Raw genomic sequence first — 11,759 nt, forward strand, 5'->3', positions numbered from 1 at the left:
TACACCGGCTGCGTGGCCCCGCCCGTGCCCGCCGTCTCGGCGCCGTTGATGAAATGCTTGATGGTGGTCATGAGTGCTCCTGTACTGGTTGATGGTGCTCGGCGGCGTGGATTTCCTTGACTGTGCTTGGCAGGCCGGTGGCCAAGGATTCATGGAGGGCCAGGCGGACGGCAAGGTTTTGCTCGGTCAGTTCCCTGTGGATGAGTTCCGGTCCGGGGCTGCGCACCCAGGCACTGAACCGTTCAATCTCGGTCTTGAACTGGTCTTCCCCGATGTCGAAGGATTCCGTCCGCCCGTCGCGGAGGGAGACGGTGACGCGGGCGATTTCACCCGGTTGCGGGTCGAATGCCTTGTCGAGGGTGATTTGGCCTTCCGTGCCGATCACTTGGAACGAGTTGGTGCGGGGTCCTTCGAATCCGCAGTCCAGTGTTCCCAGGACGTCTCCGTAGTCGAGGATGGCGGCGACGGTGGTGTCCACGGCGTCGGTGCGGCTGGTTCCCTTTCCGTAGACGGATTCGGGGGCCCGGCCCATGACCATGTTCATGATGTCGATCGCGTAGCAGCCGACATCATTGACAGCACCGCCTTCAAGTCCGGTCTGCAGGCGGACCTCCCCCGGGGTGCGGTCCATGACGAAGTGGAACCGTGCGTGCAGGGAGACGATTTGGCCGATGCGGCCGGTGTCGATGAACTCGCGGACTTTCTGGTGCTGCGGATGGAAGCGGTACATGAAGGCCTCCATGAGGTTCACGCCGTTCCGAGCGCACGCCTCAACAACCCTGGCGTAGTCCTCCGCGCTGCCGACCAGCGGCTTCTCGCAAAGGATGTCCTTTCCCGCTTCAGCCGCGGCAATGATCCAGTCCGTGTGAAGGCCGTTGGGGAAGGGCAGGTAGACGGCTTCGATGTTCGGATCGGCCAGGAGTTCCTCGTGGGAGGTGTAGGCAACCGGGATGCCGAACCGGGTAGCCACCTCTGATGCCCTGCCGTTGGGACTGCTGATGGCAGAAACGACGGCGTTGCGGGCCGTGCGCATGGCAGGCAGGAAGCGGTTCTGGGCAATGCGGGCGGTGGTGAGGACACCCCAGCGGACGGCGCTCACCCGCTGATGTCCGATTCAAGCCCCCGCAGGAAGGCGACTGACTGCCGGACGTCCCGGAGGGGGCCCTCGCCGGCCGGCTCCGTCTCAAGGATGGTGTCCTGCTCCATGGTGAACCATCCACGGTACCCGGCTGCCAGCAGGTCACGAACGATGCCGGCGATGCCCACATCCCCCTGGCCCAGCGGCACGTACATTCCGGACTTGACGCCGTCCGTGTAGGAGAGCTCCCCGTTTTGGACCCGCCGGGCTATCGAGGAGCGGACATCCTTGAGGTGGGTGTGGCCAATCCGGGCGGCGTAGTCGCGAACCAGCACGGCGGGGTCGGTGCCGCCGATGAGCAGGTGCCCGGTGTCCAGGCAGAGGTTGGCCGCGGTGTCGCTGAGGACCCGGTCGACGTCGGACGTGCTTTCAATCATCGTCCCAACATGCGGGTGGACCACGGCCTGAATGCCCCGGTCGGCCGCGGCCTTGACCACGGCGTCAAGGTTCCGGCCGAACAGTTCCCAGCCCTCGGCGTCGAGCTCGTGGCGTTGGTCGTAACCTGCCACTCCCGTCTCGGCGGCGAGCACCATGATGCTGGCCCCGGCGGCCTCGTAAGCATCCAGTTCGGCCGCAACGGCCGTAAGCGGGTTTGCGGCCGGGTTGTGCAGGATGATCGGGAAGAAGCCGCCGATCGCCTTCAAGTTGTGCTGGCTGAGAACTTTCGCCCGCTGGTCGGCCTGTGCCGGCAGGAATCCGGCCGGGCCGAACTCGGTGGCGCTGATGCCCAGTGCGGCCATCTCGGACAGCACACGGCCGGCCTCAAGCTGGTGGCCCCAGTCCGGGACCTCACAGACGCCCCAGGAAATGGGCGCTGCGGCAAGTCGGCTGGTGATGGTGTTCAATCTGATCCTCCGTTGACATTTTGGTCCCAGTCGATGACGGAACCCGTGACTACACCGCTCCGGTCGGAGAGGAGAAAGACTATGAATTCGGCAATCTCGTCCACTTGCCCGAGCTTGCCCATGGGAACAGACGCATTGGCCTTCTCCAGCCAGTCCGCCCCCGCACCGTGAAATTTCCGTTGGGTCTCAGCTTCCCCGTCCGTGGCGGTCCATCCGATGTCCAGCCCGTTGATGCGGATCTTGTCCCACCGGTGGGCGTGGGCGGCATTTCGTGTGGCCCCGGCGAGGCCGGCCTTGGCAGCAACGTAGGGAGCCAGGTACGGTTGGCCGCCAAGTTCGGCGATGGAGATGACGTTCAGGATGCTCCCGGGCACCCCTCTGCTGCGCAGGTGCTTGATGGTCTCAGCCATGACGAAGAAGGGCGACTTCAGGTTCACCGCGATGTGCGCATCAAAGAGCTCCGGGGTGGTGTCGAGCATGGTCCCACGGGTGGTCAGGCCTGCCGCGTTGACGGTGCAATCCACGTGGCCGAAGGCCGCAATGGTCCCGAGGACGGACTGGCGTGCCTGTTCGACGTCGGCGAGGTCGGTTTGAATGAACCGTGTCTCCACCCCGCCCGCCGAAATTTCCGCGGCCACCCGCTGGCCCGTTTCGGCGTTCCGTCCCGTAATGGCAATTCCGGCGGCCCCCTCGGCGGCGGCACGCCGGGCGACCCCCGCACCCAAACCCTGGGTTCCCCCGCTAATGAGGACCACCTTGTCCCTCAGCAGTGGCGCCGTCACGGCTGCTCCTTGCCAATCTTCACGGTGCGGCCGGTGCGCGCCGACTCCTCGGCCGCGTTCGCCAGCAGGAGTGCCTGCAGGCCGTCGTCGAACCCTGGGCTGCAGGCAGTACCGGTGCGGATGGCCTGGGCGAAGGCGTCCAGTTCGTTGCGGTAGGCCTCGGCGTACCGTTCGAGGAAGAACGGCAGGTACGGGTCCGCACCCTCTGTGCCTGCGGCGCCGTACTTGCGCACCGTGGTGGGGGCCATGTTGCCGGCGCTGAGCATTCCGTCGCTGCCGAATGCTTCCAGCCGCTGGTCGTGGCCGAAGGCGCTGTGGCGGGAGTTGGTGATGGTCACCAGTTCGCCGCCGCTGCCCTTGAGGGTGATGACCACGGAGTCGAAGTCCCCCGCCTCCTCGATGTAGTCGCAGAACACGTTGGTGCCGGTGGCCTGGACCTCGACAATGTCCGGCACGAAGAACCGTGCCATGTCCAGGTCGTGGATGCTTTGGTCGCGGAAGATCCCGCCGGAGGCGAGGATGTATGCCTCCGGCGCGGGGGCAGGGTCCCGGCTGATGATGGTCAGCTGTTCGAGCCGGCCGATCTCCCCCGAAGCGACTCGGGCCTGGATGGCGGCAAAGTGGGGGTCAAAGCGTCGGTTGAAGCCAAGCATGAGGGGCGTTGGGTTTCCCTCCAGTGAAGCGCGGCAGGCCCGGACTCGATCAAGGTCGAGGTCGATCGGCTTTTCACACAGGGCCGCGACCCCGTGTGACATGGCCCGGGATATCAGGTCCACGTGGGTGTTGGTGGGCGATCCGATGATGACGGCGTCCAGGTCGGCGTTGGCGAACACCTCATCCGCGGATGCCACGGCTTGGGCACCGGTGCCGGCCGCCAGGGTTCGTGCCCCCTCAATGAAGGGATCAACAATCCAGGCCAGCTCCAGGTCCGGGTGGGCGGCGATGTTGCGGGCATGGACCTGGCCGATGCGGCCAGAGCCAAAGAGGGCGACCTTGAGCGGTTGGTTTTCAGACATGTGATGTTGTCCTTTCTGGTGGGCTGCCCGGAATTGTCCGGGCTGGTGGTTGGTTGCGAAGCGGTGCGGGGCCACGCCGTCGCTCCATGGCATGGATGGTTAGGGTGCTGCCACGGCCGCGGGGGCGCGTCCGGCCAGGACGTCTATGGCGCCTTGGGCCGCATCCCTGACCGTGTGTGCCATGCCTTGTTGGGTGAAGCCCATCAGGTGCGGTGTCAGGACAACGTTTTCATGGTCAAACAATGGGTGGTGGGCTGGCGGTTCCGGGTCATAGACGTCCAGGCCCAGTCCGGAGAGTTGGCCGGAGAGGAGGGCTTGACGGGCGGCGTTGAGGTCGACGAGGCCGCCGCGGCTGCAGTTGATGAGGATCGCGCCGGTTTTCATTGTCGCGAGTCGCGCTGCGTTGATCAGGTGGTGGTTTTCCGTGGTGAGCGGCATATGCAAGGTGGTGAAGTCGCTGCGGGCCAGGAGTTCCTCCACCGTCTCGCAGCCCATCCCGGCGGGAATCTTGGCGAACGGATCATGGGCGAGGATTTTCATGTCAAACGCTTCGGCCAGCCGTGCCACGCGGCGGCCGATCCGGCCGTAGCCGATGATGCCAAGCGTGAAGCCTTCCAGGTCTCCGACGTCCATTGCGGAGCGCTGCTCCCAGCGGCCTTCCCTTACGAGCGAGGTGAGCGGGCCGAGCTTCTTCACGAGTGAGAGCAGGTGTGCGAACACGCCCTCGGCGACCGAGGCAGTGTTGCTGCCGGGCGTGATGACCACCGCGATGCCGCGGCGGTTCGCCTCGGCCACGTCGACGAGGTCTGTTCCCACCCCTGTCCGGGCAATGACCTTCAGCGCCGGCATGCGGTCCAGCAGGTCACGGTCCACCCTGTAGGCTGCCCGGACGATGGCCGCTTCGGCGTTGGCCAGGTCCGCATTCGTGGGGTCCTGGACGAGCCGCTGATGTTCGGAGAGCAACGGTTCCACCAGGTGTGGTTCGACGCGGCCGAGCGCGACAATGATTTGGGGGTTGATTGAAAGGGACATCGTCATCCTTGAAGATGTGGGTGGGAGGGCGCCGCCGGAAATGGCGGTGCCGCGAAGTTGTGTTTTAGAGGCCGAGAAGGCTGGAGGTGCGCACGACCAGCTGGGGTGTGACGGTGTGGTGAACAAAGGAGTCACCGTCATCGTTGATGCGGCCCAGCAGCGTGTTGGCCCCGAGCACCCCAATGGTGGAGCTGTCGGGGTCCACGGTGGTCAGGCCAAGGCGCGGCATGGCGCCCAAGGCGATGTTGTCATAGCCGGTGATGGCAACTTCCACACCGCGTTCATCGGCGGCCGTCATGGCTCCGATGGCGGCTAGGTCGTTGATGCAGGCCAGCGCAGTGGGGCGTTGGGACCGGGAGCGGGAAGACGTCAGTGCCCTTTGGGCCGCAACGTAGCCGGATTCCTGGAAAAAGTCGGCATCGACCACCTGGATGTGGCGGTCCAGTCCGTGTTCCTCCATGGCTGCCGAATACCCGTCAACGCGGGCCCGGCCCACCGAACCGCCGAGTCCGCCCAGGTGGACGATGTTCTCGTGGCCCTGGGTGATCAAGTGGTCAACCACCATCGCCATGCCCAGGGCGTCGTCGCTTCGAACCACGTCGGCGGTGTCGATGTAGTCCGGCCCGCCGCCGACAAAGACAACGGCTCCCCCGCCAACGGCGCGGCTGAACGGTGCCGTGTCCGGCACCGTTCCCACAACGAGCAACCCGGCGACGCGCAGGTCGCGGAAGGCCTGGAGAATGGACTGGTCCACACCCCTGCCCGTCGCCGTGACTGCGCTGAACAGGACGGTGTGGCCGCTCTCTTCAAGCACGGTGCGGGCGGCGTCGGCGACGTCGAAAGCCCAAGGATTGTGCAGGTCGCTGACCAGCACCCCGATGGTGCCGCTTTCCCTCGTTGCCAGGGACCTGGCTGCGAGGTTCAGCTCATATCCCATCTCCTGGACAACCTTGAGCACCCGCTGGCGGCGTTCGTCACTGACGCGAGGTGAGTCGCGCAGGACGAGTGAGACCAGCGATTTTGAGACGCCGGCACGTTCTGCCACATCCATGATCGTTGGCCGCCGTGCGGATGACTTGGCCATGGCTATGCCCGTGCTGCCGTGGTGCCGTGGATTTCATCGATTTTCTGCCATTGGCCCGACAGGGAGGAGGCTTCGGCGGCGCTGACAATTGCAGCGGCCGACGCGGCATCATGGATGTTCGAGTTTTCCTGCACTCCCCCGGTGACAGCGACAAGGAATTTCTTCGCTTCAATGACCTTCAGGTCGTCAAAGCTCATGCTGTTGCCGGGGCCGGGCTGAAAGTGGGAGTAGTCCCCATGTCGGGGGCTGGCGTTGACGGTGGTGTATCCCTGCTCATCATTGTTGCGCCCCAGGCAGACCTTGAGTTCGTTCATGCGCTCGAAATCCCACTTGAGCGAACCTTCGGTACCGTAGACCTCGATCTGGTAGCCGCACTCGGGGCCGACGGCAACGCGGGAGGATTCAATGGTGCCGACCGCGCCGGCGCCGCGGGCGCTTGGTCCGAAGCGGACCAGCGCTGCAGCATAGTCCTCATTCTCAACCTGTCCCATTTCACCGTTTTCAATGACTGCGAAGTGTGTTCCGGATCCCATGGCCAGCTTGGGGCGCTGGGTGTACACCGTGCTGGTCAGCGCGGTGACTTCGGCGATGGGTCCAACTACATATTGACACAGATCCGTGGCGTGGCTGAACAGATCGGCCAACACGCCGGTACCGGCAAGCTTTCTATTGAAACGCCACGACAGGGCTCCGTTGGGTTCGGAGGCATAGCCGGAGAAAAACACTGCGCGGACGTTGGTGATGCGTCCGAGCCGGCCCTCGGCAATGAGCTGTCGGGCGTGTTCCACGGCCGGTGCGTGGCGGTAGTTGTACCCGATGGAGGTGATGACACCGGCATCGACGGCGGCTTCCTGCACCGCGGCCGTTTCTTCGTAGCCGCGGCCCACCGGCTTTTCGATCCAGAAGTGCTTTCCGGCCTTGGCAGCTGCGATGCCGATTTCGGCGTGCAGGAAGTTGGGTGCACAGATGGAGACGACGTCCACCTCGGGGTGGTTGAGGACGTCGTGGTAGTCGGTGGTGCCTTCGGCGAAGCCGAGAATTTTCCGGGCATAGTCAACCCGGCTTGGCTCCGTGTCTGCTGCAATGATGAGCCTGGTGGCGAGGCCGAGCTCGGGGTAGGCATAGGGGACGGTTTGGTAGGCGCGCGAGTGGAGCTTGCCCATCCATCCGACGCTGATAAGGCCAACACCGACGGTGAGGGATTCTTGGGTCACGGTCATTCCTGTCTCGTTGAAGTATTTGTTAGTTGCGGGCGGTGGCGAAGGCGTCCCGGAACGCCGCGGCCATGATGGTGGAATCCGATCCGATGGCGACGAACCGGAATCCCTGGCGGACAAACTTGGCTGCAGCGGTCCCATCCGCGGCGAGGATGCCGGCAGCCTTGTGGTGCCGCCCTGCCGCGTCGAGCACCCGCCTCAGGGCGTCTTGGAAGGCACCGCTGTCCAGTTGCAGCGGAACACCCAAGGCATAGGAGAGGTCAAGGGGACCAACGAAGAGGACGTCCACGCCGTCCTGGGCGGCAATCGCCTCCACGTTCTCCAGAGCATCGAGTGTCTCGATCTGGATGATCCCCACTGTTGTCTGGCTGTCGGCGGTCAGGGGTTCCCGGTTCATGCCCCACTGGCAGGACCTGTTGTAGGTGGCCACTCCCCGGTCGCCTCGGGGCGGGTAGAGCATGTGCCTGACTGTTTGTCGGGCTTCTTCGACATTTCCCAGCCGGGGCACCATGATTCCGTCTGCCCCATGGTCCAACGCGCGCCCTATGCGGATGCGTTCTCCGCTTTCGACCCTGACGATGGTGGGGACGCCATAGCCGCCGGCCGCGATGACTCCGTCCCGGACGGCCTCGTCGCTTCCGGAGCCGTGCTCCAGGTCGATCAAGATCCAATCGGCCCCGGATGCGGCACAAACTTCTGCGGCCGTGGCCGAAGCCATGCCGACAAAGGTGCCCACAGTCACCTCGCCCTCGGACAGGCGTCGGCGCAGCTGCCCGCCGTCGAGCGGTCCGCGGCTCATCCGAACCACCGCTGGGCCCCTCGAGCCAGTTCGTATTCCTTCCGCAGTCCGCGCACGGCCTCCTGTCGTGACACTTCGGCGGGGGCGACGTCCCACCACACGTCACCGCCGGGCAGGTCCACGTGGGGCACCGTCGGCACCACGATGACAACGGGCCCGCCGGTGTTCCTGGTGGACTCCAAGGCCTGCCTGACGTCGGCGGCACTCGTGGCACGGATGGCGAGAGCACCCAGGCCCTCGGCGATTTGCCGCAGGTCCACTCTCAGGTAGTCCCCGTCCAGGCGTGTCGTGGGGGTTCCCTGTGTGGCTAGGCTCCCAGCGGCGGTGCGGTACCGGAATTCATTGCCGAATTCCTTGCCGCTGCGGTTCATTTGCAGGCGGTGGATTACCTGGTAGCCGTGGTTCTCCGAGACCACAATGGTGACGTTGAGTCCCTCCTGCGCCGCGGTGAGGATTTCGGTGGGTGCCATGAGGAAGGTGCCGTCCCCGATGAAGGTGACCACGCGGTTGTCATTGTTCCCCTGGGCCAGGCGGACACCCATGCCGGCGGCAATTTCATAGCCCATGCAGGAGAATCCAAATTCCAGGTGGCAGTGGCGGTTGTCTGTGGCGTCCCAGACCTTTTGCAAGTCACCGGGTGGCCCTCCTGCCGCGGCTATGACCGTGTCGCCCGGGCGGGCGTGTTCCTGCATCAGCCCGATCAGCTGCGGCTGTGTCAACAGCGCCCCGGTGACCGGGGCGTCAGGGTGGTCGGCGGCATCGTAGGGGGTGTCGGCGTCCAGCCACTTGCTCCGGATGGGCGCCCAGTGTGCCTTCTCGGACTGGACCGTGTCCTGCCACCACTTGCTCGTGGTTTGGCCTTTCAGTGCCACGGCCAGGGCCTCCAGCCCCAGCCGTGCGTCGGCAAGGATGCCGGTGGCGCCCTGCTTGCGTGTGTCGGCGTCGACAATGTTAAGGGATGCGAACCGGACGTTGGGGTCTTCGAAAAGGGATTGGGAGCCGGTGGCGAAGTCGGTCAGCCGGGTGCCGACGCTTAGGACCAGGTCAGCCTGTTTGACCAGGTTGTTGGAGGCGAAGTTGCCCTCCAGGCCCACTCCACCCAGCTGCCACCACTCATTACGGGTGACGGCCCCCTTGCCGCCGAAAGTCTCGACTACCGGGATGCCCGTCTGCGCCGCGAGCGCTTCCAGGGCCGCATGGGCGTCCGAGTAGTGTATGCCGCCGCCGGCGACGATCACGGGACGGTCGGCGCCGCGGATGAGTCGGACGACGTCCTCGACCTCTTCGGGATCGGGCAGCGGACGGCGGATTTTCCAGTCCCGGGGCTCGAAGAACCTAGCCGGGAAGTCGTACGCGTGCGACTGGACATCCTGGGGCAGTGAAATGACCACCGCCCCGGCATCCGTGGGGCTCGTCAGCACACGCATGGCCTGGGGCAGGGCCGTCAGGAGCTGCTCCGGGCGTGTAATCCTGTCGAAGAACCGTGACACGGGCCGGAACGCGTCGTTGACGGTGGCGTCGGCTTCGGTCGGGTGTTCCAGCTGTTGCAGGACCGGCCCCTGGTGGCGGGTGGCATAGGTGTCCCCGGGCAGCAGGAGCAGGGGAATCCGGTTGACCGTGGCCAGGCCGGCGGCAGTCACCAGGTTGAGGGCGCCTGGACCGATCGACGCCGTCACGGCGAGTACTGCCCGGCGGCGGCTGGCCTTGGCGTAGGCGGTGGAAATGTGGGCCAGGTACTGCTCGTGCCGACCCTGGATGAACGGCATCTCATCCGCCAGCTCATCCAGCGCCTGTCCCAGCCCTGCGACGTTTCCGTGGCCGAAGATGCCCAGTGTTGCCGGGACCAGGCGGCGGCGGTCGCCGTCGGCCACGGAGTATTGTGCGCAGAGATACTTGATGAGGGCTTGGGCTGTCGTGAGCCGGATGGTCAGGTTTGGTGTTGTCATGGACTTGTTCCAGTTCTCGTAATTACCAGGGACGCCCGTGCAGGACGATGGTCTTCTCTTCTGTCATTTCCTGGACGGCGGAGCGGACGCCTTCCTTGCCGACGCCGCTGCCTTTCAGTCCGCCATAGGGCATCAGGTCCGCCCGCCACAGCGGGGACCAGTTGATGTGGATGTTGCCGGCGTCGATGGACCGCATGGCCTGCACCGTTCCTGCGACATCGTTGGTGAAGATGCCCGCCCCCAGGCCGTAATCGTTGTCGTTGGCCTGGGCGATGGCCCCCTCGATGTCCTGGGCTGAGGAAACGGCGACGGCGGGCCCGAAAAGTTCATCCCGGCTCAGCGGCGAACGCGGGTCGACACCGGCGACGACGGCGGGGCTTACCACGGCGCCGTCCCGGTCTCCTCCGGTAAGGACCCGGGCGCCAGTCTGGCGTGCCGCGGCAATCGATGCCTGGACACGGGTTGCTTCGTCCACGGAAATCAGCGAGCCAAGCCGGGTGCCGTCCGCCCGGGGGTCACCTACCGCAATGGCCTCGACTTTGGGGACCAGTGCGTCCAGGAAGTCGGCCTCCACGCGGCGGTCCACGATGACCCGCTGGACGGAAATGCACACCTGCCCGGCGTTGACGTAACCACCGGAAGCAACGGCTGTGGCGGCAAGTTCCAGGTCGGCATCCGGAAGGATGATGACCGGGCACGAGGCCCCCAGTTCCAGGGACAGCTTTTTGACCCCCGCAATGGAGCTGATGCGGGTTCCCACGCTGGTGGAACCGGTAAAGGACACCTTGCGCACGCGCGGGTCAGTCACCAGCACATCCCCCAGCGAGCTGCCGGGCCCGGTAATGACGGACAACGCCTCCGGCGGCAGGCCCGCGTCCACGAAGCAACGGGCGAGCTTTAGCGCCGTCAGCGGGGTAGCGCGGGCCGGTTTGAGGACGACGGCGTTCCCGGCCGCCAGCGCGGGTGCAATTTTGTGCAACACCAGCAGCGCCGGGTAGTTGAACGGTGTGATGGCGACCACGATCCCCACGGGCTGGCGCAGGGTGAAGCCGATCTTGTCCAGCCCCGTCCCGGCGTTGGCGTCAAGGGGAAGGGATGAGCCATACAGCTGGCTCCCTTCATAGGCAGCCAGGCGAATGATGTTGCCGGAGCGGCTGGACTCACCCCTGGCTTCCGTGATGGGCTTCCCGGATTCGGCGCTGATGGTCTGGGCAATGTCTTCGGCCCGCTCATCCGCCAATGCGGCTGCGCGCAGGAGGATGTCGACCCGCTCATGTGCCGGCGTGCTCCGTTGGATCCGTGCGCCAATCTCGGCCCTGTCGAGTGCGGCCACGGCATCTTTGACCGTCGCCACCGGCACCGTGTCGACTATCCTGCCGTCAAACGGTGAACGGATTTCCTCTATCCTGCCGTCCGCGGCTCCGCGCCAACTTCCGGCTACTAGCATTTCCATCGTTGCTCCATCGTGGTTGTGGTTCTTTGCCGACATGGCGGCTGGAATGGTGTGAGTTACAGGGCAGCTTCTGCGACCTCGGCGACTTCGGCTTGGACTTCGCTGACGATGTCGCTGTGGCCGCCGAGGCTTTCGAGTTCGTGGGCCAGTTCGGCCAGTTCCGCGCCGCCGGCCATTTGGGCGGTGAGTTCCTCCAGGGTGATGTCCTTTTTGTCGTAGTAGCCGATGGACTTGCCGCGCTTGAGGAGCAGGAACCTGTCCCCGACGGGGTAGGCGTGGTGGGGGTTGTGGGTGATGAAGATGACGCCCAGGCCGCGGTCGCGGGCCTGGAGGATGTACCGGAGCACCACCCCGGACTGCTTCACGCCCAGGGCCGCGGTGGGTTCGTCCAGGATCAGGGCCTTCGCCCCGAAGTGCACGGCGCGGGCAATGGCCACGCACTGTCTT

General features: G+C 65.3%; 11 protein-coding genes. All 11 read right to left on the bottom strand.

Features of this window, described 5'->3' with window-relative positions; genetic code table 11:
- Nucleotides 1-67: 67 nt before the first annotated feature.
- Entirely contained in the window at nt 68-1,099 is a 1,032-nt protein-coding gene (locus tag G6N77_RS20395) for a Gfo/Idh/MocA family protein (RefSeq protein ID WP_165183739.1), read from the bottom strand.
- Nucleotides 1,096-1,983, bottom strand: coding sequence for a sugar phosphate isomerase/epimerase family protein (locus tag G6N77_RS18995; RefSeq protein ID WP_205678437.1), 888 nt, complete (start codon nt 1,981-1,983; stop codon nt 1,096-1,098). The genes G6N77_RS20395 and G6N77_RS18995 overlap by 4 nt, the downstream gene beginning before the upstream one ends.
- Nucleotides 1,980-2,765, bottom strand: a complete 786-nt coding sequence (locus tag G6N77_RS19000; protein WP_165183740.1) for an SDR family oxidoreductase — start codon at nt 2,763-2,765, stop codon at nt 1,980-1,982. Before G6N77_RS19000 ends, G6N77_RS18995 begins: the two co-directional genes overlap by 4 nt.
- A complete protein-coding gene (gene iolG, locus G6N77_RS19005) occupies nt 2,762-3,781 on the bottom strand; it encodes an inositol 2-dehydrogenase (protein WP_165183741.1) in 1,020 nt (339 codons plus the stop codon). The genes G6N77_RS19000 and iolG overlap by 4 nt, the downstream gene beginning before the upstream one ends.
- A 99-nt stretch (nt 3,782-3,880) precedes the next feature.
- Complete coding sequence (locus tag G6N77_RS19010; RefSeq protein ID WP_165183742.1) at nt 3,881-4,813, bottom strand: hydroxyacid dehydrogenase; 933 nt, start codon at nt 4,811-4,813, stop codon at nt 3,881-3,883.
- A gap of 64 nt (nt 4,814-4,877) precedes the next feature.
- Nucleotides 4,878-5,864 (bottom strand): LacI family DNA-binding transcriptional regulator, encoded by a 987-nt coding sequence (locus tag G6N77_RS19015; RefSeq protein ID WP_240902436.1) that lies wholly within the window; start codon nt 5,862-5,864, stop codon nt 4,878-4,880.
- Nucleotides 5,865-5,899: 35 nt separating this feature from the next.
- On the bottom strand, nt 5,900-7,117 hold the full coding sequence (locus G6N77_RS19020) for a Gfo/Idh/MocA family protein (protein ID WP_205678438.1): 1,218 nt from the start codon (nt 7,115-7,117) through the stop codon (nt 5,900-5,902).
- Nucleotides 7,118-7,139: 22 nt separating this feature from the next.
- Nucleotides 7,140-7,913, bottom strand: coding sequence for an HpcH/HpaI aldolase family protein (locus G6N77_RS19025; RefSeq protein ID WP_165183745.1), 774 nt, complete (start codon nt 7,911-7,913; stop codon nt 7,140-7,142).
- Nucleotides 7,910-9,859, bottom strand: a complete 1,950-nt coding sequence (iolD, locus tag G6N77_RS19030) for a 3D-(3,5/4)-trihydroxycyclohexane-1,2-dione acylhydrolase (decyclizing) (RefSeq protein WP_165183746.1) — start codon at nt 9,857-9,859, stop codon at nt 7,910-7,912. Before iolD ends, G6N77_RS19025 begins: the two co-directional genes overlap by 4 nt.
- Before the next feature lie 22 nt (nt 9,860-9,881).
- Entirely contained in the window at nt 9,882-11,312 is a 1,431-nt protein-coding gene (locus tag G6N77_RS19035; RefSeq protein WP_165183747.1) for an aldehyde dehydrogenase family protein, read from the bottom strand.
- A 56-nt stretch (nt 11,313-11,368) separates the two neighbouring features.
- The coding region (locus G6N77_RS19040) for a P-loop NTPase family protein (protein WP_476855473.1) at nt 11,369-11,759 on the bottom strand (391 nt) is incomplete at its 5' end.

The sequence above is a fragment of the Arthrobacter silviterrae genome (assembly GCF_011045165.1).
GTDB lineage: Bacteria > Actinomycetota > Actinomycetes > Actinomycetales > Micrococcaceae > Specibacter > Specibacter silviterrae.